Origin of the sequence: Pseudomonas paraveronii, from assembly GCF_963681955.1 — a bacterium.
Taxonomy (GTDB): Bacteria; Pseudomonadota; Gammaproteobacteria; order Pseudomonadales; family Pseudomonadaceae; genus Aquipseudomonas; species Aquipseudomonas paraveronii.
This window is the reverse complement of the sequence record NZ_OY817130.1, coordinates 4,154,851-4,175,628: the sequence shown is the minus strand read 5'-3', so window position 1 is coordinate 4,175,628 and position 20,778 is coordinate 4,154,851. Positions and strand designations below refer to the sequence as shown.

22 protein-coding genes are annotated in these 20,778 nt (G+C 59.3%); 15 read left to right on the top strand and 7 right to left on the bottom strand.

Annotated features, from left to right (window positions below):
* Positions 1 to 11 precede the first annotated feature (11 nt).
* A complete protein-coding gene (locus tag U5A08_RS19115) occupies positions 12 to 1,124 on the top strand; it encodes an alkene reductase (protein WP_321848031.1) in 1,113 nt (370 codons plus the stop codon).
* A gap of 52 nt (positions 1,125 to 1,176) precedes the next feature.
* Positions 1,177 to 2,319: an FAD binding domain-containing protein gene (locus U5A08_RS19110; protein ID WP_321848029.1), complete on the top strand. Its 1,143-nt coding sequence runs from the start codon at positions 1,177 to 1,179 to the stop codon at positions 2,317 to 2,319.
* On the opposite strand, the gene U5A08_RS19105 is transcribed toward U5A08_RS19110, so the two are convergent.
* On the bottom strand, positions 2,297 to 2,539 hold the full coding sequence (locus tag U5A08_RS19105; protein ID WP_253397247.1) for an amidohydrolase family protein: 243 nt from the start codon (positions 2,537 to 2,539) through the stop codon (positions 2,297 to 2,299). The genes U5A08_RS19110 and U5A08_RS19105 overlap by 23 nt on opposite strands.
* A gap of 189 nt (positions 2,540 to 2,728) precedes the next feature.
* Between U5A08_RS19105 and U5A08_RS19100 the strand changes: the two genes are divergently transcribed.
* From U5A08_RS19100 to U5A08_RS19055, 10 genes are all read left to right on the top strand, one after another.
* Positions 2,729 to 3,628, top strand: coding sequence for a LysR family transcriptional regulator (locus U5A08_RS19100; protein ID WP_321848027.1), 900 nt, complete (start codon positions 2,729 to 2,731; stop codon positions 3,626 to 3,628).
* A 589-nt stretch (positions 3,629 to 4,217) separates the two neighbouring features.
* The gene (locus U5A08_RS19095) at positions 4,218 to 5,147 is read left to right on the top strand and encodes a LysR family transcriptional regulator (RefSeq protein WP_253397242.1); all 930 of its coding nucleotides are present in this window, start codon (positions 4,218 to 4,220) and stop codon (positions 5,145 to 5,147) included.
* Positions 5,148 to 5,275: 128 nt separating this feature from the next.
* Positions 5,276 to 5,770, top strand: a complete 495-nt coding sequence (locus tag U5A08_RS19090; RefSeq protein ID WP_253397240.1) for a cupin domain-containing protein — start codon at positions 5,276 to 5,278, stop codon at positions 5,768 to 5,770.
* A gap of 51 nt (positions 5,771 to 5,821) precedes the next feature.
* Complete coding sequence (locus U5A08_RS19085) at positions 5,822 to 6,841, top strand: hydroxyquinol 1,2-dioxygenase (RefSeq protein ID WP_253397238.1); 1,020 nt, start codon at positions 5,822 to 5,824, stop codon at positions 6,839 to 6,841.
* Positions 6,842 to 6,930: 89 nt separating this feature from the next.
* On the top strand, positions 6,931 to 8,394 hold the full coding sequence (locus U5A08_RS19080) for an aldehyde dehydrogenase family protein (RefSeq protein WP_169881654.1): 1,464 nt from the start codon (positions 6,931 to 6,933) through the stop codon (positions 8,392 to 8,394).
* A gap of 8 nt (positions 8,395 to 8,402) precedes the next feature.
* On the top strand, positions 8,403 to 9,470 hold the full coding sequence (locus U5A08_RS19075; RefSeq protein ID WP_232565888.1) for a maleylacetate reductase: 1,068 nt from the start codon (positions 8,403 to 8,405) through the stop codon (positions 9,468 to 9,470).
* A 36-nt stretch (positions 9,471 to 9,506) separates the two neighbouring features.
* A complete protein-coding gene (locus U5A08_RS19070; RefSeq protein WP_253397233.1) occupies positions 9,507 to 10,379 on the top strand; it encodes a dioxygenase family protein in 873 nt (290 codons plus the stop codon).
* A gap of 3 nt (positions 10,380 to 10,382) precedes the next feature.
* Positions 10,383 to 10,694, top strand: coding sequence for a YciI family protein (locus tag U5A08_RS19065; RefSeq protein ID WP_253397231.1), 312 nt, complete (start codon positions 10,383 to 10,385; stop codon positions 10,692 to 10,694).
* A 2-nt stretch (positions 10,695 to 10,696) separates the two neighbouring features.
* A complete protein-coding gene (locus U5A08_RS19060) occupies positions 10,697 to 11,038 on the top strand; it encodes a Rieske (2Fe-2S) protein (RefSeq protein ID WP_253397229.1) in 342 nt (113 codons plus the stop codon).
* Positions 11,039 to 11,178: 140 nt separating this feature from the next.
* Entirely contained in the window at positions 11,179 to 11,955 is a 777-nt protein-coding gene (locus tag U5A08_RS19055; RefSeq protein WP_169881649.1) for a helix-turn-helix domain-containing protein, read from the top strand.
* A 65-nt stretch (positions 11,956 to 12,020) separates the two neighbouring features.
* On the opposite strand, the gene U5A08_RS19050 is transcribed toward U5A08_RS19055, so the two are convergent.
* The 3 genes from U5A08_RS19050 to U5A08_RS19040 form a co-directional block, all read right to left on the bottom strand.
* Complete coding sequence (locus U5A08_RS19050) at positions 12,021 to 13,283, bottom strand: MFS transporter (protein WP_341850605.1); 1,263 nt, start codon at positions 13,281 to 13,283, stop codon at positions 12,021 to 12,023.
* 355 nt (positions 13,284 to 13,638) lie between these two features.
* Positions 13,639 to 14,274: an NADPH-dependent F420 reductase gene (locus tag U5A08_RS19045; RefSeq protein WP_253397226.1), complete on the bottom strand. Its 636-nt coding sequence runs from the start codon at positions 14,272 to 14,274 to the stop codon at positions 13,639 to 13,641.
* Positions 14,275 to 14,316: 42 nt separating this feature from the next.
* Positions 14,317 to 15,168, bottom strand: coding sequence for a fumarylacetoacetate hydrolase family protein (locus U5A08_RS19040; RefSeq protein ID WP_169881646.1), 852 nt, complete (start codon positions 15,166 to 15,168; stop codon positions 14,317 to 14,319).
* Between the two features lie 371 nt (positions 15,169 to 15,539).
* On the opposite strand from U5A08_RS19040, the gene U5A08_RS19035 reads away from it, so the two are divergent.
* Together U5A08_RS19035 and U5A08_RS19030 are read left to right on the top strand one after the other, a co-directional pair.
* Complete coding sequence (locus tag U5A08_RS19035; protein WP_321848016.1) at positions 15,540 to 15,833, top strand: hypothetical protein; 294 nt, start codon at positions 15,540 to 15,542, stop codon at positions 15,831 to 15,833.
* Positions 15,830 to 16,327, top strand: coding sequence for a flavin reductase (locus tag U5A08_RS19030; protein ID WP_169881644.1), 498 nt, complete (start codon positions 15,830 to 15,832; stop codon positions 16,325 to 16,327). The genes U5A08_RS19035 and U5A08_RS19030 overlap by 4 nt, the downstream gene beginning before the upstream one ends.
* Positions 16,328 to 16,450: 123 nt before the next feature.
* Here U5A08_RS19030 and U5A08_RS19025 read toward each other — a convergent pair whose 3' ends face one another.
* From U5A08_RS19025 to U5A08_RS19015, 3 genes are all read right to left on the bottom strand, one after another.
* Entirely contained in the window at positions 16,451 to 16,981 is a 531-nt protein-coding gene (locus tag U5A08_RS19025; protein WP_321848012.1) for a carboxymuconolactone decarboxylase family protein, read from the bottom strand.
* Between the two features lie 79 nt (positions 16,982 to 17,060).
* Positions 17,061 to 17,840, bottom strand: a complete 780-nt coding sequence (locus U5A08_RS19020) for an IclR family transcriptional regulator (protein ID WP_253397223.1) — start codon at positions 17,838 to 17,840, stop codon at positions 17,061 to 17,063.
* Between the two features lie 123 nt (positions 17,841 to 17,963).
* Complete coding sequence (locus U5A08_RS19015; protein ID WP_253397222.1) at positions 17,964 to 18,896, bottom strand: fumarylacetoacetate hydrolase family protein; 933 nt, start codon at positions 18,894 to 18,896, stop codon at positions 17,964 to 17,966.
* Between the two features lie 431 nt (positions 18,897 to 19,327).
* Here U5A08_RS19015 and U5A08_RS19010 point away from each other — a divergent pair, with 431 nt between their 5' ends.
* Positions 19,328 to 20,740, top strand: coding sequence for an MmgE/PrpD family protein (locus U5A08_RS19010; protein WP_321848009.1), 1,413 nt, complete (start codon positions 19,328 to 19,330; stop codon positions 20,738 to 20,740).
* Positions 20,741 to 20,778: the final 38 nt, after the last annotated feature.

Sequence of the window (20,778 nt, the reverse complement as noted above, 5' to 3'; positions counted from 1 at the left end):
AGGAATTCATCATGACTCATCACTTGTTCAGCCCGATCAAACTCGGCCAACTCACCCTCAAGCACCGCGTCGCTATGGCGCCTCTGACTCGCTCGCGAGCGGGGCAACCGGGCAACGTACCGACACCGATGAACGTTGAGTACTACCGTCAACGTGCCAGTGCCGCATTGATCATTACCGAGGCTACGCAGATTTCGCAGCAAGGCCAGGGTTACGCCTGGACGCCCGGCATCCATAGCGACGAGCAGATTCAGGGGTGGCGAGCTGTCAGCGAGGCCGTGCACGCTGAAGGCGGGCGCATTTTCCTGCAGCTCTGGCATGTGGGGCGAGTGTCGCACCCGGTATTCCAGCCCAACGGCGGCTTGCCGGTGGCGCCGACCGCGCAGCCTGTACCCGGCAAAACCTTCATCCTTAATGAACAAGGCGAGGGTGTCTGGGGTGATGTACCTGTTCCTCAGGCGCTGGACATTCCGGGGATCGAAGCGATCGTTGCCGACTTCCGCAAGGCCGCTCGCAACGCGATTCTGGCCGGTATGGACGGTGTGGAAATTCACGCGGGCAATGGCTACCTGCTCGACCAATTCATCAACAGCGCCAGCAATCAGCGAAGTGATCGCTACGGGGGAAGTATCGAAAACCGTGGGCGGTTGCTGCTTGAAGTCGTGGAAGCCGTGACCGCGGAAGTAGGTGCCGAACGCGTTGCTGTCCGCCTGACACCGATGGGACGTTTCATGGGAATGGGCGATGACACCCCGGAACATACCTTTGGCTACATCGCATCCCGGCTCAATCACTGGAATCTCGCTTACCTGCACCTGGTAGAACCGATGATGGTCGGCACAGTGCTCGATGAAAGTAACGATCCACGCTGGGACGCGATCATCAAGCAACTGCGTGCGGACTTCCACGGCGTTCTGATGTTGGCGGGTGGCTACTCCGGCGAAACGGCCGAACAGGCCATTGCGCAGGGCCGTGCGGACCTCATTGCGTTTGGTCGCCCGTTCATTGCCAACCCCGACTTACCGGCTCGCTTGCGCGATCGCAACGAACTCAACGTGGCTGACGGCAACAGCTTTTTTGGCGGCGACGCCAAGGGGTACATCGACTATCCGGTGTTGGCATAACGCAACGGTAAACCGGAGCTGGGGGAATCACCCTGCAATGAGGAGAAAGGTAATGAAGAGTTCAGGCGTTCCGAAGGCCTTGGTCATTGGAGGATCCCTGGGAGGGCTGTTCGCCGCCACGGCGTTACGCGCGATTGGTTGGCAGGTCGATATTTACGAGCGATCCCCTGCGGCGATGGATAGTCGTGGCGGGGGCATCGTTCTGCAAGCGGATGTCCTGCACCATTTTCGTTATGCGGACATTCATCCGGCAGGAGCGCTCGGCGTCCGGTCCCATGATCGTCTCTATCTGGATCGAGCTGGCAGCGTCGTGCATAAAGAGCCGATGCCGCAAACTCAGACGTCCTGGAACACACTGTACAGCTCACTATTTTCTGCATTTGCTGCTGAGCATTATCACCGTGGCAAGACGCTGGTGGATCTGACTCAGAATGAACACCGAGTGACTGCGATTTTTGCCGACGGCAGCACTGCCGAGGCAGACCTGCTGATTGGCGCTGATGGCGCGGGTTCAACCGTGCGAAGCGTGGTGTTGCCTGGAACAGTACCTAGCTATTCGGGGTATGTGGTGTGGCGCGGGCTGGTCGATGAAGAGCAACTTCCAGACTTCGCCAAAATGCAGCTTTACGAGGACTTTGTTTTTCAACAAGACCCTGAATCGCTGATGCTGGAATACATGGTGCCGAGCGTGAATGGCTCCGTTAATCCGGGCGAGCGACGGTTCAATTGGCTGTGGTATTTGAAAGCTGCACAAGGGTCGGAATTGGACGCTGTGCTCACTGACAGCAATGGCCATCGGCGTACTCACTCCATTCCACCCGGGGCTTTGGCCACCGGGCAGGATGCATATATACGGGAAATGGGTGAGCGGCAGGCGAATCCGGCTTTTCGGGAACTGATTCGCCAGACCAAGGATATTTTTGTGCAGGCGATCCTTGATCTCGACGTCCCGCAAATGGTGTTTGGCCGTGTGCTGTTGACTGGCGACGCTGCTTTTGTGCCGCGTCCTCATACCGCCGGAAGCACGGCCAAGGCAGCCCGCAATGCACTGTCTCTGGCTCAAGCAATCGACGACGTCGGCGACATTGATAAAGCCCTGCTAGCCTGGCAGCAACAACAACTTGCAGAAGGCAAGCGCATGGCCGATTGGGGGGTGAGTATGGGCAATCGGATTATGGGTATCGCCCAAGCCTGATGTAGCTGTTCACATCGGACTTATTGGCGAGCGCCTGGCCGTTGATGTTGGTGCCCATGTACACCCCACGAACGCCAGGCAATTCGGCAGCGCGTTCCAACTCGGCAATGGCGTCGTCAGCCTCTAGCATCGGCAACGTGGCCAGCACCACAAAACGTTGTGGGTGTTGGCGATGGACCGTCGACGCAGCATCGTTCCAGACACGTGCCCGTCGTGGCATGTACCTGCTCCGAGATGCCGCTCTATTAATTAATCAATCGATCATTTGGTGAATTTTGATTATCATTCGATCAATTGGAAGATCGCAAGCCTCTTTAATCAATCAGGCCATTGAGCACAGCCATGCAAGATTCCCATTGCCTGGTCATGCACAGTCGCTACCTTTACCTTTCGATCTCGGAATCCGTTCATGGACAAGTTGCTGGCGCTGAAAATGTTTGTCGAAACGGTGCGCTGTGGGGGTTACTCATCTGCGGCGCGTAAGCTCGGCATCTCCACGTCGTCTGTGACGCGGCAGGTCGCAGGGCTGGAAAGTGAGTTGGGCGCCAGCCTGCTCAACCGCACCACGCGCAATACGAGCGTCACGGTGGCGGGGCAGCACTATTTCGATAAAGCCGTGGCGATCCTTGAGGCCATCGATGAAGCGGATGCCGTCGTTGCCGACCGTGGCAGCGAAGCGCAGGGGCGTTTGCGGGTCAGTGTCCCGGTGGAATTCGGCCGGCGAATCATCGCCCCGCACTTGGGGCGGTTGCTTGAACGCCATCCCGGTCTGGAAATCAGTCTCTCGCTGAGTGACGAGGTCAGTGACCTGCTCAGCGAACAAATCGATGTGTCAGTACGTCTCGGTTCATCGGTTGTCAGTGATGACATCGTCAGCAAGCGGCTGGGCGATTTCCAGCGTTGGGTTGTGGCGAGTCCCGAATACCTGACACGAACCGGACTGCCCCTACACCCTCGCGACTTGCTGGAGCACCAGTGTTTGCGTTTCGATTACCACATGGGCCACCACAACTGGACATTCCAGGGCGATGAGGACGTCATCCGCTTGAATGTGCAGGGACGGCTGCAAAGCAACAATGCCGACATTCTGCGCGAGGCTGCCTTGGCCGGTGGCGGGGTGACGCTATTGGCCGATTGGCTGGTACGTGAGGATGTCAGCGCAGGTCGGCTGACGCGGGTGCTGGAGCAATATGAAGTCAACCCAGGCAGTGCAAGCACCTGCATCAATGCGCTGTATCTGCCCAACCACCGTGGTTCCAGCCGCATCAATGTATTCATAGAGTTTCTGCATGAAATACTCGCGCCCTAAACACGTCCTGTGCATCAGGTAAGACCGTGTTGTGCGTGCCGGCCACTACCAGCGCTGCCGAATGCGCTATGAAGCCTTGCACAGGGCAGCGATTCTCCCCGCGTGCTCGTGTTCGTACAGTGGCACCCATCAACTTACCCAGGTCGTCAAAGCAGCGTCCCGCGGCCACTGACAAAAAAATCGTTTAGAACTCGCCCCGATTCGGCCGGCTACGACTCGCTATCGCCTGGCGAAAGTATGAGGAATGCCCCATGAATACGCTGTAATTGAGTCCGGTATGACAGGCATATTCCTACGCAAATAAAAAAGCAGCTCTCGGGAGCTGCTTTTCGATTCTTTTTCCCCCCTTTTATGCTTATGGGGTTTCAGGCCTGGATGATCCTTCTGCTTTTCGGGCGTGACTCTCTGCCTCTTGTCCGGGCTGCCATCCTTGTTTGTTCTTTTAGGGCCAGGTTTGATACTCACTGTCGATTTCCTTTATCGCTTGGGTTGTTAAATCCTGCTTTGTAATCACGGTTGTGGAGAGCCAACTGCCGACAGGCTAACCTGCTGTTCCTATAAGAACATAAACTCCAGAGAGCCTGCCCCCATGGATCGTTTACTCAGTGTCGAAGCCTTTGTCCGCGTTGCCGAGACTGGAAACTTCGCCAAGGCGGCTCAGCAATTGGGCGTCACCCGCTCGGTAATCACTCACCGCATTCAACAACTGGAACAGTTCATCAACGCGCCGCTGTTCCACCGTAGCACTCGTCATGTGCGGCTATCCGAGGTGGGGGAGACGTACTACAAGGAGTGCGCAGACATGGTCGCGAGTTTCAACTCGCTGACTGAGCATATGCGCGAGCTGCGCGCCAAACCCACCGGTAAATTGCGCGTGCAGATGCTGCCGGGTTTTGCCATCGGCCACTTCGGCAGGATGCTGGCTGAATTCACACGGCTTTATCCGGACATTGAGGTCGACGTTATCGTCAATGATCGGGTGGTGGACCCTATCGAAGAAGGCTTTGATGTGGCGTTCCAGATGTTCCCGCCACTGGCCGAGACCCTGATCGAGCGCCGGTTGTTCAGTGTGCGTCGGTTGTTCTGCATGTCCCCCGATTATGCCGCCGAGTTCGGCATGCCCACGCACCCGCAGGAACTGTTGCAACACAAGATTGCGTTGTACGAAGGCTATCCCTCGCGTAACCGTTGGGTCTTCACTGGGGCAGACGAGCAGGTCGAGCTGAGCCTGCCAGGGCATGTACGATCAAACTCGGTGCATCTACTGCGCGACTACGCGTCGACCGGGGTCTGCATTGTCTGCCTGCCGACCCTGGTCGCCAGTGATGATCTGCTCAGCGGCCGGCTGATTCCTGTCCTGCCTGAGTATGCGCTGTCCTCCTTCAGCTTTTCTGCGGTGTACCCCGCAACCCAGCGGCGGGCCTTGAAAGTACGCACCCTGATTGATTTTCTTGTGGAAAGTTTTGGCGATGAGCCATGTTGGGATAAGCCCTTGCTGGAGCGCGGCTGGATCCGCTGATCAGGGCGTTGCCAGCGTATTGTTTGCGTTTTGCAAACACTGTTGTCGCCAGCACTCTCATTGTTCCTGAAGAAAGCACGACGTACTGTGGGGCCACTGTTACTACAACAACAAAACGGTGAAAAACCATGAGCAGCGCTGCAATCGAAACGGTCTTCGGCTCGCTGGACAACTACAGCAAAGGGTCGGTTGAAATCATCAGCGGCCAGGCCAGCCATTACGCCTTTTCAAATGTCTTCGAGGTCGCGGAAAAATCCCTTCCCTACGAAAAAGTCGTCGTCGGCCTCAACCTGGGCTACGTCATTGAAACCCTGCGCGCGGAAGGTCAGTCGCCTTGGTACACGGCGGCGCACGATGAGTTCGCTATCGTCATGGACGGCGAAGTACGCGTGGATTTCCTCAAGCTCGATACGCCTTTGAGCGACGGCGAGGGCACACGGTTGGCGGGCGAAATCCCCGCAGGCAAGCCGATGGGCTACGTGCTGCTCAAGCGCGGCCATCAATGCCTGTTGCCGCACGGCACCGCCTATCGCTTCGAATCCAGCCGTCCTGGCGTGTTATTGCAGCAGACCATTAAAGGCCCGCTGTCGGTCGAGAAGTGGGCAGACATCTGCTTCAAGTGATCACCGCCGTTTTCCACTCAGAATAATCAGAAAAACTTGAGGAATCCTGTCATGGCCATGCTTGAAAACGCTGTCGATAACGCCATTTTTGCCGAGGATGAAGTCCAGGTCAGCCTGCCCCATGCCGTCACCGGCTACTGTGCTTTCAAGCTCGGCGCTTTCGAGCTATCGCGCGACGAGTATTTTGCCCGTATCACCTGGCCCGCCAAAGGTCAGACGCGTTCGCACCTGATTCCGATCGATGCCTTTCTGCGTGCGATGATGCGCGACGTGGCCTGGGGCTTTTTCTACGGTTGGGTCAACTTCGACCACGTGATCGGCACGCGCAATTACTACGGCAAGGTCGACCTGTATGCCGGCACCTTCAACGGCACGTTGAAAGCCGCAGGCGTCAACTACACCGAAAACTTTGAAACACCGCTGATCATGGCCACGTTTAAAGCCATCTTGCGCGACTGGACCAACGCCACCTTCGACCCGTTCGCGGCGCCGGAAGAGACCGGCACGGCGTTCGGCCGCAAAAACGGCAGTAACATCGAAGCCATTGAGCGCTTCCGCATTGCCACCAAACGCATGCCTGGCCTGGCGGATGATTCGCCGTTGCGTGACGATCTGCCGGTCAATCGCCAGTTCACCGATGTTTCTCAAGGCGAACCGGAAGTACACGCCGCCGAAGGCTTTGAAGGTGAGCTGCATGCCTTCAGCCTGTTCAAATACTTGTCGCGCTCTGACGTGACGTGGAACCCGTCGGTCACCTCGGTGTGCAAGGCCAGCCTGTTCTGCCCGACCACCGAAGAATTCATTCTGCCGGTGTTCCACGGCAATGACCGGGTCGAGTGGTTCCTGCAACTGTCCGATGAAATCCTCTGGGATGTTGGCGACAAGGATGACGGCAGTCCACGCGCGCGCATCACCATGCGTGCTGGCGACATCTGCGCCATGCCGGCGGACATTCGCCACCAAGGCTATTCGACCAAGCGCTCGATGCTGCTGGTGTGGGAAAACGCCACGCCGAACCTGCCGCAACGTTATGAAAGCGGCGAACTCACGCCTTATCCGATCGCGTTCTAAGCCCCTTCTTCGGCCCGGCGCTCGCCGGGCGATGTATCCGGATCAAATCGTCAGACACTGCGCCATTGGCGCGGTGCGAGGAAAATATTATGCAAAATCAGCTGTATATAGATGGACGATTTGTTGATGCGGTCGCGGGCGGCACGATTGACGTCATTTCACCCCATGACGGTTCGTTGATCACTCGAGTTGCCGCCGCCGAAGCGGCTGACATCGACCTTGCTGTCGCCGCCGCCAAACGCGCTTTTCCTGCCTGGTCCGGCCTTGGCGCCGCCGAACGCGGGCGCTTGTTGCTGAAGTTGGCAGACAGAATCGAAGCCTGCAGCGAAGAACTGGCGCAGCTTGAATCCCTCAATACCGGCCACCCGATTCGTGACTCCCGCGGCCTCGACGTTCCACGCACGGCCGCTTGTTTCCGGTATTTCGGCGGCATGGCGGACAAGATCGAAGGGTCGGTGATTCCGGTCGAAGCCGGGTTTCTCAATTACGTGCAGCGCAAGCCGATCGGTGTGGTCGGGCAAATCGTGCCGTGGAATTTTCCGCTGATGTTCACCAGTTGGAAAATGGGCCCGGCGCTGGCCGCAGGTAACACCATCGTGATCAAACCGTCGGAAATCACGCCGCTGTCGACCTTGCGCATTGTCGAGTTGATGACCGAAGTTGGCATCCCCAAAGGCGTGGTCAACGTGGTGCCGGGTTATGGGCATACCGCGGGGCAGGCGCTGGCCGAGCATCCTGACGTCGGCAAGATCGCCTTCACCGGCTCGACGGCGACCGGTCGCCGGATTGTTGAAGCCTCGACCGGCAACCTCAAGCGCATTCAGTTGGAACTGGGCGGGAAGGGCGCGAACATCGTGTTTGAGGACGCCAATCTTGAAGCGGCCGTCAACGGCGCGGCGTGGGCGATCTTTCACAATCAGGGCCAGGCCTGCATCGCGGGGTCGCGTTTGATCCTGCATAAAGACATTGCTGAGCGCTTCCTCGAACGGTTTGTCGCGTTAGCCAAGTCTATACGCCTTGGCGACCCGATGGATCCCGAGACCGAAATGGGGCCGTTGACCTCGGCGCTGCACCGCGACCGTGTGCTGGCCTATATCGATATCGCCATCGAGCAGGGCGGCCGGGTTCTCGCTGGGGGCAAGGCGCCGGACGATCAGGCATTGGCAGGTGGCTTTTATGTTGAGCCGACGATTGTCGAAGCCTCGCCCGAGGATCGTGTGTGCCAGGAAGAAGTCTTTGGTCCATTCGTCACCGTGGTGCGATTCAGTACCGACGAAGAAGCCCTGGCCATCGCCAACAGCACGCAGTACGGGCTGGGCAGTGGCCTGTGGACGCAGAACCTGACCCGCGCGCACAAAATGGCCAACGCCATTCATGCGGGAATGTGCTGGGTCAACTGCTACAAACGCGTCAGCCCCGGCAGCCCGTTTGGTGGCGTTGGGCAGTCTGGTTATGGCCGTGAGATGGGGTTCGAGGCGATCCATGACTACACCGAAGCTCGCTCGGTATGGGTCAATGTCGACGCCAAAATTGCTCCGCACTTCAAACGTTGAGGCCTGCCATGAATCCTTTTGTGTACCAAAGTTTGCCTACCCGCGTGGTCTTTGGCTGGGGCAAGCTCTCGGCGCTGGCCGATGAGATCGAACGCCTCGGCGCCAGGCGCGCGCTGATTCTCACCACGCCTGAGCAACAGGCATTGGGTGAACAGGTCGCGGCCTTGCTCGGCGACCGTGCGGCGGGCGTCTATCCCCAAGCCGTGATGCATGTGCCGCTGGAGGTGGCGCAAGCGGCGCGTATCGAAGCGGCTCGGCTTGATGCCGATTGCTGTGTGGCCGTGGGCGGCGGTTCGACGATAGGCCTGGGCAAGGCGATTGCGATGGATTCGGGCCTGCCGATCGTGGCGGTTCCGACCACCTATGCCGGTTCGGAAATGACCCCGATCTACGGGCTCACGGAAAACCGCCTGAAGAAAACCGGGCGCGATCCGAGGGTTTTGCCCAAGACCGTGATCTACGACCCGCAACTGACGCTGACCTTGCCAGCGCAGATCTCCGCCTGCTCGGGGATGAATGCCATGGCGCACGCGATTGAAGCGCTGTATGCCGAGGACGCCAATCCGATCATCGGGTTGATGGCCGAGGAGTCGATTCGCGCGCTGGCGCTGGCGCTGCCGGGTGTGGTCAATGATCCAAACGATCCGCAAGCCCGCAGCCAGGCGCAGTATGGCGCGTGGCTGGCGGGGATTTGCCTCGGATCGGTGGGCATGGCCCTGCACCACAAGCTTTGCCACACCTTGGGCGGAACGTTCAACCTGCCGCACGCCCAGGCCCATGCGATCGTGCTGCCGCACGCCGCGCACTACAATCGCGAAGCGGCGGCCGGCCCTTTGCAACGCGCTGCCCGCGCGCTCGGTGGCAGCGAAGCGAACGAGGTGGGCGCCTTGTTGTATGCACTGAACCAGAAGCTGGGTATTCCGTTGGCGCTGGCCGACATCGGGCTGCCTGAAAATGGGGCGGCCGAGGCGGCGAAAATTGCCTGTGCCAGCCCGTATTACAACCCGCGGCCCTTTGAACAAGGCCCGATCGAAGCGCTGTTGACCCGCGCCATGCATGGCCTCGCGCCGGCCTGATCCTTCGGTGTGTCTATCCTCGTCGGAATAACAATAATGACCGATCAAGACAACGTTATAGAGTCACTGATCTCCGAACAGACGGTGAACAGCTTCAACGGCGCTCCCGATGCGCGTTACAAGCAGATCATGCAAAGCCTGGTGCGTCATCTGCACGCCTTTGTCAGCGACGTCGAGCTGACCGAGCAGGAGTGGTTTGAGGGCATTCGCTTTTTGACCGAAACCGGCCAGACCTGCGATGGCCTGGTGCGCCAGGAATTCATTCTGCTGTCGGACACCTTGGGTGTGTCGATGCTGGTCGATGCAATCAATCATCGACACAGTGCAAACGCCACCGAGACCACGGTGTTCGGTCCGTTCTATATCGAAGGGATGCCGGATCGCGAGTATGGCGAAAACATGGCGTTCACCGCAGGTGAGGCTGCCCTGGTGCGTGGACGTGTGGTCAATACCCACGGCGACGCACTGGCGGGCGCTGTGCTGGATGTCTGGCAGACCGCTGAAAACGGCATGTATTCGGGTCAGGACAGCACGCAGCCGTTCGGCAACTTGCGCGGTCGCTATCGCACCGATGCCGACGGCTATTTTGCGATTCGCACGATTGTCCCGGTGTGCTACCCCATCCCCACCGACGGTCCGGTGGGGCGCATGCTCAATACCGCCAATCGGCATCCCTGGCGGCCCGCACACCTGCATTTCATGATCCAAAGACCAGGCTATCGCAAACTGGTCACCCACCTGTTCAATCACGATGATCCTTACCTGGACTCCGATGCGGTATTTGGCGTCAAACAGTCGTTGCAAGTGATCTATGAACACCGCGTCACTCACGACGACTTATCCGAGAGCCTTGGCCTCGAATTGCCGTTCAAGCGGGCGTGTTACGAGTTCGTCATGGAGGCCGAGTGAATCATGGGGCATTTTTTTGCGGTATTCGCAACGGACCGTCCGGACTCACTGGCCTTGCGCCAGCGCTTGCGCCCCAGTCACCAGGCTCACTTGCGCGCTACCGAGATGCATCGGGTGATTGTCTGGCTTGGCGGTCCGACGCTCGATGATGCGGGGGAGGCGATGAATGGCACCTTGCTGGTGATCGAGGCGGGCAGTTTGCCGGAGGTCGAGGCGTTCATCCAGGAAGACCCCTATGTCCGGGCCGGGCTGTTTGCCACGATTCAGATCCGGCCGTGGCACTGGAGCCTTGGCAACCCACAATTGCGCGGCTGATCGTGAACGTCATTACGTTGTGCCGATTGGATGATATTGCCGATGGCGGTGCCCTGGGGCTGCCCGAACAGCAGCAACTGCACCCCGGCGGGCTGGTGGCGGTGCGCCAAGGCGAACAGGTGCGGGTGTACGTCAACCGATGCCCGCATTTTTCTGTGCCTCTGGATTATCGTCCGCAAGCGTTCTGCACCTATCGCGGCAAGATCCTGATGTGCGCTCACCACAGCGCGATGTTCCGTTTTGAAGACGGGCATTGCATCGATGGGCCGTGCAAGGGCGCGCGCTTGGAGCCTGTGCCGGTGCGTTGGGTCGAAGATCGATTGGTGCTGGATCTCGAACGCTAGCCGTAGCCCCCCTGTTTTGCCGCGCAATCCTGCGCCTCCTTCCTGCGACCCGATAGAGCCTTTGCTCACGCATCGGGTGGGCTTGCGAGGCACGATGGGTGAGCGTAGGTTGATCTGTGTAACCTGATTGGAGTGGCCGAATGATAACGCGACTGCGAACCCTTGATCGTGGCCTGGACGTTCTGGGGTATCTCAATAAAGTACGGTCCGCCTCGGCGCAAAATATCGCCAAGGCGCTGAAGTTACCCTTGCCAACTGTCTATCGAATCATTGAAACGCTTTCTCAAGGTGGTTTTGTCGAGCGAGTGAACCCCGATGAAAATACCTATCACCTGACCATCGCGGTTCGTCGTCTGAGCGGTGGGATGACCTGTGAATCGGTGTTCGTCTCGGTGGCCACGCCGGTGCTTTTTGGGCGTCGACAACAACTGAAGTGGCCCAGCGCAGTGTCGACGTTCGAGGACGATGGCATCGTCGTGCGTGAGAGCACCGATCGCTTCACCCCGCAGTCGATTGGATTGAGTGCGGTCGGCAGGCGGATTCCGCTGTTGTCCACCCCGCTGGGTTGGGCTTACCTGGCGTTCGCCCGTGACGAGCAGCGCCGTGAAATTCTCGCGCATCTGCGCAAATCCCAGGCGCCGGAAGACCAGGCAGCCCGTGACTCACACCGCATCGTTCATATGATCCGCTCGGTCCAGGTGAAGGGCTATTGTACGTCCGATGATGTTCCCTACAAGCGATGCAACAGCATTGCGCTGGCGGTGTTGTGCCAGGGCCGGGTGTTCGGCTGCATCAGCACTGTGTGGCCTTCTACGCTGATCAGTCCGGATGCTGCCATCGCGCGCTGCCTACCGGTATTGCGTGAGGCCAAGGCGGAGATAGAACATAACCTCGAAACCGCGGGTATCGAGTGGTAGGTCACGCACCGAGCGGTTTGAAAAAAAAGGCGGGGAGCTTGATGCTCCCCGCCTTTTTTTGGGTTTCAGGCGTTTGGCTTGGAGGAGTGTTCCATGCGCTCAGGGGAGGAGGGCAGGCCCCATCCTTGCACGCCACTGGCCTTCGGCGGGCCGATCACGCGGAGCAAGACCATCGCGACCACCGTCATGATCACAATCACGAGGATGACCGGCTGGTAGCGACCGGAGCTGTCGAAATACACGCCCGCCGCGATAGGGCTGACGGCGGCGCCGGCGGTCTGGATCAGCAGCCCGAGCGCGGTCAGCATCGGGAACACCTGGACACCCCAGTAACCGCTCAGCAGCACCATGGGACCGACCTGTGCGGCGCCGAAACCAAGCCCGTACAGGATCGCGTAGCCGTACAGACCGACTGAGCCGGTCGCGTAGATCAATGTGAAAAGGCCGACCCCAAACAACACCAGGGCACCGAAGTAGGCGCGGCGTGGGCCAAGACGTTGCGCCACCGAGCCGATACCAAAGTTGCCGACGACCATGGCTGCGGAAATGATCGAAATGGTCGCGGCAGCCAGCACCGGTGAGTGCCCGATATCGCGCAAATGTGCCTGCGCATGTGCAATGACGAACGCCGAGCCGCAGGTTGTCGCAAACATGCTGAAGTAGATCGCCCACAAGGCCGGTGAGCAAAGTACTTTGCGCAGCCCCTGATCAAGGTTGAGCGGCGCGGGGGGCGGAGCGAACGGTCGTGCGGCCAGTCGGTGGCTGTCAGCAAGCTCCCATGCGTTGAATTGATCGGCGTCGGGCTTGTTGCGGACCAACAGCAGGGTGACCACCAGGCCGATAACCGAAAAACCGAAGAACACCCAGCAGCCCATTCGGTAGCCGATTGTCGAGCCCTGGATTGCCCACGTCATCAACCACACGAAGATGAAACCGCCGATGCCCATGGCCGCATAGAGCAATGACAACGCAAACGGGCGCCGGTGGCCGAACCAGGCGGTGACGGCCGTTTGACAGGGGATGATACTGGCGAATGTTGCAGCCACGCCAATCGCCCCGAACGTCACCGCCGCTTGCCACGGCGCGGTGACCCAGGTTGCCAGCGCAATCGAGGCTGCCGCCATGAGGATACAGCCGATGATCAGGCACCCGCGCACGCCGATTTTCGTTGTCAGTGCGGCGACCAGTGGCGCACACAGGCCATTGGCGGCCATGTTGGCAGCGATCAGTAGTCCCAGGGTGCTGCGTTCCCAGTGGAGCTCTGCAGTCATATAGGTGCCGAGCACGCTGCCGCCGTAGATGGGCAGCGCCATGCTGACGCACATCATGAACGCGAGTGCGCCCAGTACAACCCAACGCGAGTGCAAATATGTGTTTGTTTTTATTGTTGTCATGAGGATCTGCCAATCAGAACTGAGGTCTGTCCAATCACTCGGCGTGGGCCGAGTGAGTTCTTGGGTGAGACGGCAACGCAAGAAATATCGCCGAACAAACGCAAGCCGTGCGCCCTTGCTGCATACCGCCGAGGTGAAGAGACACTGGCTGCCACCCGCCAGGTAGCGATGGCGCGGCGGAGACGGTGAGATTTTCGGCAGGCAAATCCGTGGCCAGTATCCGCTTTCGCGAACCGGTTCACTCATCTCGTTTGCGCACCGCGATCAGGCGGGCTTATCGCTGTTGAATCTAACGAAGCGTACTCAGCAGTGCCTTCGCTTCCTTGGGCGAAAGCAATTTCAACTTGAGCGACAACGGGCCGCCCATGCCGTGCAATTTTCCGCCTTCAACCAGCGAGCCCGCATCTATCGGCTCGCCCCCCAGATCGCGAATCAACTGAGCGACTGAGGCCTTGGCCTGGGAATCATCGCCGGAGAAGAAGATTGCACCGCTGTCGCCTTCTGCGGGCAAGCCTGCGGCAAACACCGGAATCGGCTCGTAGTTGAAGGTTTTCACCACATGAGCCCCCGGAATCATCTGTGCGACGACTTCACTGGAGCCTTTGCCGCCGATATCAATCAGGTCTTCAGGGCGTGGGCCGCGACGGTTGTTGGTCGCATCGATCACCACCTTTCCAACCCAGGAGCCCGCGGCGGCGATGGCGGCAGGGGTTTTTTCCCAAGGCGTGGCCAGAATCACCACATCGGCCTCAGCAAGCATCTGCTCCGGCGTCGCCGCGCTCACGCCACTCCCCAATTGCTGGATCAGCGGCTGCAGGGACTCGGGGCCCCTTGAGTTACTGATGAGGACGTGATGCCCGCCCGACACGAGTTTGGGGACAAGCATTTGTGCCATTTTTCCTGCACCCAGAATTCCGATTGCCATGATGTCTAATCCTTCATTGGTTTAGGTTGGGATGAGCGGTGCTTACGCTTCATTTGCAATCACATTGCGCAGCACGCCGATTTCCGCGATTTCCACTTCGACCACGTCACCGTCCTTCATGAACAGTTGCGGGTTGCGACGTGCGCCTACGCCGCCGGGGGTGCCGGTAACGATCACATCGCCTGGTTCGAGTTGGGTGAATGTGGAGCAATAGGTCACGAGTTCAGCAATCGAAAAGATCATTTGCCGACTGGTGGCGCGCTGCACTTCCAGGCCGTTCAAGCGGGTGCTCAGATGCAGCTCGGGATCGCTGCCGAATTCGTCAGCCGTGCTCATCCAAGGCCCGAACCCGCCGGTATGCAAAAAGTTTTTCCCGGGCGTCCACTGATGGGTATGGCCTTGCCAATCGCGAACCGAAGCGTCGTTGTAGGGCGCGTAACCGGCGATGTGCTCCCAGACTTGAGCGGAAGAAATACGGCGTCCGGCCTTGCCGATAATGACCGCGATTTCACCCTCATAGTCGAGCTTCACCGATTCTGGCGGCAGCGGAATCACGCCCAGGTGGCCCACTTGCGAGTTGCTGAAACGCCCGAAAACCGGCGGTTTGAGCGTAGGCTCACGGCCGATCTCAGAGCGGTGTTCTTCATAGTTGACGCCAATGCAGATGATTTTTGGCGGCGAGGGAATTACCGGCAGAAACGTGATTTGCTCAAGGGTGAAGTCGGGTTCAGCGCCCTCCAGAGCCTCGGCAACGTTGGGGAGCGCGCCCGCTTGCAGCACGCTCAACAGATCAGGAAATTTACCGGCCAGGCGTTGCGTCAAATCGACGACCCCGCCGTTGACCCAGGCACCGAATTTCGGTGAACCATCAACTTCAAAACTCAGGAGCTTCATCGTCTCTTCTCTCTATCAGGGTGTCGGCAATCGTCCCTTGGGCCAGAGGCACGTGATGCAGCGCATCAGGCAGGCCTTGCCCGGGTCGATGAAGACTAGTCCCGCGCTGAAGCGGCGAACAAGCACGCCACCTGTTCTGTCCGGTGTGTGTATCAGGGGGGGCTAACGGGGTGGCGATTGATTCGAGCGGTTGAAATCGACGGTTGCCGATCAACGTGCCGGACTGGGGCTTGATACACAGAACGGACAGAACAGGTGGCGTGCTTGTTTGGTGGGTCGCGTGGGCACTAGTCTGATTTTGCCCGAGAGGGCTTGGCCGATGCGTTGCATCGCCGCTATTGCTGAAACCCTAATAAGAGAGAGACGAGACGATGAAGCTCCTGAGTGTTGACGTTGGAGGTCCGCAGAGGTTCGGTGTCTGGATCGCGCGCGCAGTCGCCACACTGACATTGCGTCTGGGCGGTAAAGCGCCACAGGCGCTGTTCAACGATGAGCCGCTTTCTTTTTTTGCCGCAGGCCTTTCGGTGGAGGATGACAGTGGTGTGATCTTCTTTTCGCGTGAGGATGTTCCAGCCAGGGCGAAAGCGCCGTTCGATACGGATCGTTACGTTTTCAATAACGAACCTTTCCTGTGTTCCTATCCAGCATTGCGGGGCTCCAAATGATTGATCCACTCAGCTTTCGTGACGGCATGTCTCGCCTCATCGGCGCAGTCACCGTCATTACCACGGATGGTCCCGCAGGCCAGGGCGGTTTCACGGCATCCGCTGTCTGCAGCGTGACGGACGACCCACCGATGCTGCTGGTGTGCATGAACCGCAACAGTCGGCAGCACAACGTTTTCAGTGGCAATGGGGTCCTGTGCGTCAATGTGCTCACAGCCGACCAGGAGACCATCTCCAGGACTTTTTCAGGCGCGGCGACGGTGCACGAGCGCTTCCAAATCGACCGCTGGAGCGTGCTGGAAACGGGCGCCCCCGCGCTGGAGAACGCGTTGGTCAACTTCGATGCGCGCATCGTCCAGACCATCGAGGCTGGCACTCACAGCATTTTCCTGTGCGGCATAGTGTCGGTGCGGGTAGAGCCGGAAGTCCACTCGGGTCTGGCTTATTACGCTCGCAAGTACCACCCGGTCGCGGCACACCGGCCAGAGGAGTGAGTGGGCCCGGGCGCTTGCACACTCAGTGCAGGCGACCTGCAACCCCGCCCAAAAAACATCGCGAGACGTCCCCCCCTCATCACCCTGCCAGTGAGCGGCGAAATCACTTTCGCCGCAAGCAGATCAATGGGCAATCGCAAGTGCCACGAGGAATCGGGAGACCATGTTGTAGGCGGCAATCGTCGCGACCAATTCCACGACTTCCTGTGGGTTGAACCGCGCGTTCATGCACGCCATCAATGCATCCGGCACGGCCACTTCTTGCGTCATCCTGTCCGTGAGTTCGAGCACGAGGGCCTGCTGTTCGTTGAACAGCTTCGCGTCGAACATATCGGGGGTGCGCAGGCTTTCGATGGCTTGCTCACACACGCCAGCGCTGAGGGCATGCGGCACGTGTGCCTCGAATTCATAGGTGGCTCGGTTAAGCACAGCGACTCGCAGAATCGCGAGCTCGCGCAAGTCTGCCGGGATCGAGCTGTGATTACGTACCGCCGACAGCATTTGTTCCCAGCCGCTGGCAATCGGGGCGCTATTGAGCAGTACCTGGTAGAGCAAGGAGATATTGCCGCCACGTTGCTTTTTGATTCTGTCCTCAAGCTCGGCGAGCTCGGGCCTTGTACCTGGCGTGACAACGGGAACTCGAATCTGACTCATGAGAAGCCTCTGTTTGGTCGGCAAAGCGCCGAACATAGGGGTGCAGTTGTCTGGAGTATCGGTATTCGTCAGCGCCTGTTTATTGCACGGGGTGATGCGGGCTCACGAGGCCTGCTGCGCTGTCGCGTGACGATGCAAGTTCAATCTGTCGGGCGCTGTTCTTCATCAACTCGATCAATCTGGCTTGATCGGTGAGGGCGAAGCGCGAGCGGGTCGTCACCAGAATCAACGCCGCCGGTTCCAGCGATGTGCCTGTGTACAGCGGAACGGCGGCGCCGGCGGCGTCGGGATCCAGTTGGCCGACCGAGATCACATGCCCCTCGTGCTGAATCTTGAGCATTTGGGCGCGGAACGCTTTCCATGTGTCACCAAGGCCCGCCTCGGCGATTTCTGCCGCGTAGCTTTCATAGAGTCGCTTATGCCTGGCAGGCGAGAGCGCAGCGAGGATGACTTTCGACCCGCCGCCGCGAAAGAGAGGCATGGGGCGGCCCCGCCCGTATGCGACGGGGCACGCCAGTTCTCCCTGCTCCTGGTGAACGGCAAGAATGCGCACGCCATAGATGCTGGCGAGCAAAATGTTGCAACCGGTCTCCTGCGCCAATCGGCTCATCACCGGTTGGCAGGCGATCAACAGCCTGTCGCTTTGACGGATATAGTAGTCCATCTCGATGATTCGCGGCCCCAGCGAATAACCGTTCTCCGCGCGTCGAAGAAGGCCTGAGTCGCACAGTTCCTTGAGGTAGCGGTAGCCCGTCGGCCGGGACAGGCCGGTTTCGGCGATCAAATCCTCGGGCGACCAGGTGGCCTTGTCGATCGAGAAAAAGTCGAGCATCGACAGCATCTTAGTTAGGCTGGACATTGAGCGCTTCAGAGGAAAGTTAGGACGCCGGCATGGTAGTCAGCGCAGGTTGAGCGTGCAAGCAAACGCCGCAGCGCCCGCAGGCTCCCACCTTGGAGCCTGAGAGCCTGCAATGCACGCGTTCTATTGGCTGGCCGCATATTTGCCGGTCAGTTGTGGGGAGAGCGCGTTCAGTCCCTGGGTTTGCCTTTGCAGGCGCGTTTCGTTCGACCAGGTTCGACGCAGGTCGTCTTTGACGTTGACCGATAGCGTGCCTAGGCCCTCGACCGAGAGTTCGAGCACGTCGCCGTCCTGAATGGCGCCAAGGCCGCGATGGTTGGTGCCCGTCGCGATAATGTCCCCGGGTTCGAGCGGGTGGATATGGCTTAGCCACTCAATGCTGTTTGCGATGCTGTGGGCCATGTCATTGGTATTGAAGCGCTGCCGGGGTTGGCCATTGAGGTTCATGGCGATGTCCAGGTTCTGCGGGTCGGCGATCTCGTCTGCGGTGACGATCCATGGGCCCATCGGGGCGAAGGTGTTCCTCGACTTTGCCTGGAAGAAACTGTTCTTTTCCGGCTTCATTCCCCGGGCCGAACCGTCCATGAAATTGCTGTATCCAAACACATAGTCCCGCCAGTCCGCCGCCGCGACCTTGTCGGCCCGGCGTCCGATAATGATCGCGAGTTCCGCTTCCGCTTCGAAAACGATCGCCGGGATATCAGGAAGCACCAGAGTGTCTCCCGGCCCGATCACACAGGAGGACGCCTTGTGAAATGCATTGATCAGTGGCGGCTCCGCCAGGGTGCCGTCTTCCATGTAATTGACCGCCATGCAGACGATGTTGCCCGGCTTGGGCAGCGGTGCTCGCAGCCGAACGCCAGACAGGTTGATCCGTTGCCCCAGGCGTTGCGCTTTCTCCAGTGCGTCCTTGTATTCATCGAACCGCTCAATCAGATGAATCATTGCATCGTTGGGGTTTGCGTAGGGAAATCCACTGATCAATGACGAAATGTCCACGATCGAGTCGTCGATGATCAGGCCGAGTCTGTAGGAGTCGAAGAACGCAAGTTTCATTGGCGGCAGTCTCTTGTTGATGAGGCATTGGACACGGGACCCGCAAAGGCTCGAGGTTTGGAGGCTGGTTGAGCGTCGGTGTGATCACGTGGATCTCGTCGGCCGCCAAGCGGGCTGCTGTGGTTTTGTTTCGAGTAAATCTATCACTGTGAGATTTGATCGTAAAATATAAATTCTGTTCGATTGCCTGATTTATCGTTATATGTGCGAATAAATTCATATTTATCATGTTGTTACAGTGTTTTTAATGGATGGTGTAAAATTGTGCCAATTCTCATAATTCAAGATTGAATTGATGTTCGTGTTTTGTGTGTGCTAAGTTTTGGTCCAGCGCGCCGTGCGCACGTGCGGCGCCGCGACAGGCAGAAGAGGCAACTGCGCCGCAGGCCTCAGTGACCGCAGGCGTCTACGCCGGCCCAGGAACGTTCTCGATGACCCTCATTGATACGCTTGCTCAAAGGATGACCGCGGGGCCTTCCATCGACGCAATGGAATCTGCCGCGCAAACGCTCTCGGTGCATGTGCTCGATACCGTGGGCGCCTGGATCGCCGGGCGCGCAACCCGCGAGGGGCGGCTTCTCAACGGGCTGCGAGGCGAGCATGCACCGTTCAATTCGTCGACGCTCGATGCGGTAGGGCTGTTTACGGCCACGGCAAGATTGACCGAGGTCGACGATATCCACATGGCGTCGTGCACCACGCCCGGCGCGCTGGTGGTCATGACCGCGTTGACCCTGGCAGCGAACCTGCCGCGCGATTGGTTTGGCCAGGCGCGTTTCGCCGAAGCGGTTCACGTTGGTTATGAAGTGATGACCGGACTGGGGGAAGCGGTGTCGGGCCCGAAAATATTGCACCAGGGCGTTTGGCCGAGCCTCCTGCTCGCGCCGGTCACGGCGGCGGCCGTCACGGCGAAGCTTCTCAACCTGGACGCGGAGCGCACGGCCCACGCGCTGGCAATTGCGCTGACCTCGTCCAATGGCCGACCGGGGGGCAATGCGAGTGCCGGGGTTGCATCGGTGCGAGGAACCTCGGCCAGATGGCTGCTGTTCGGGATGGCCGCCCGAACCGGTTGCGCCGCTGCCATGAGCGCCGCCGCAGGCTTCACCGGCGACCGGGGCCTGCTTGAGAATGATCAGGCGTCGCCGATGCGCGGGCTGACCCTCTGCCACGAGCGTATTGCGCGTATCTTGCAGGGCCGTCCCGCGATCCTGGGGGCGAGCATCAAGCCTTACTGCGCGGCGAAGCACAACATCGCCGCGATGTTCGGGTTCCGGCAGTTGCTTGACCAGGGTATCGACCACGAGTCGCTGACGGCGGTGCGCGTTCGCTTGCCGCCGTCACACGCGAACATGGTGGCGCATTACGACGTGGAGATCAGTCGGCTGTCCCGTGTGACCAGTTGCGCCTACAACCTCGCGCTGGTGGGCGTCATGCCCGATGAGCTGCTGGATGTCGAGCGTGCGCAGGCCCATCGCGGGGTTGAGATGACGCGTCTTGCCGACAAGGTTGAAGTGCTGGCCGACGAGCATCTGCAAGCGGCGACACCGCACGCCTATCCGGCGGTGGTAGAGCTGCTCATCGGCGAGCGGATCATCGCCAGCGAGACAATCGTTCATGCCTGGGGCGATCCGCAACGGCCCTTTCAAATCGACGAGGCGAGACAAAAGTTTCGCCGGCTGTCCAGGGACCTGCTCGAGCCGAGCACAGCCTTGGAGATCGAGAACCTCTGCCTGGAGGTTGCGGACTCGGCGCACGCTCGCGCCAGCGTGTGGAATCACCTCGTGGACATCGACCGACGCGAGTCGGAACGGGATTCGCTGCAATTGACTCACCCTCGCAACTAACGGGGCTCGCTTTACAGGAGCGCTAAGCCCTCTGGATC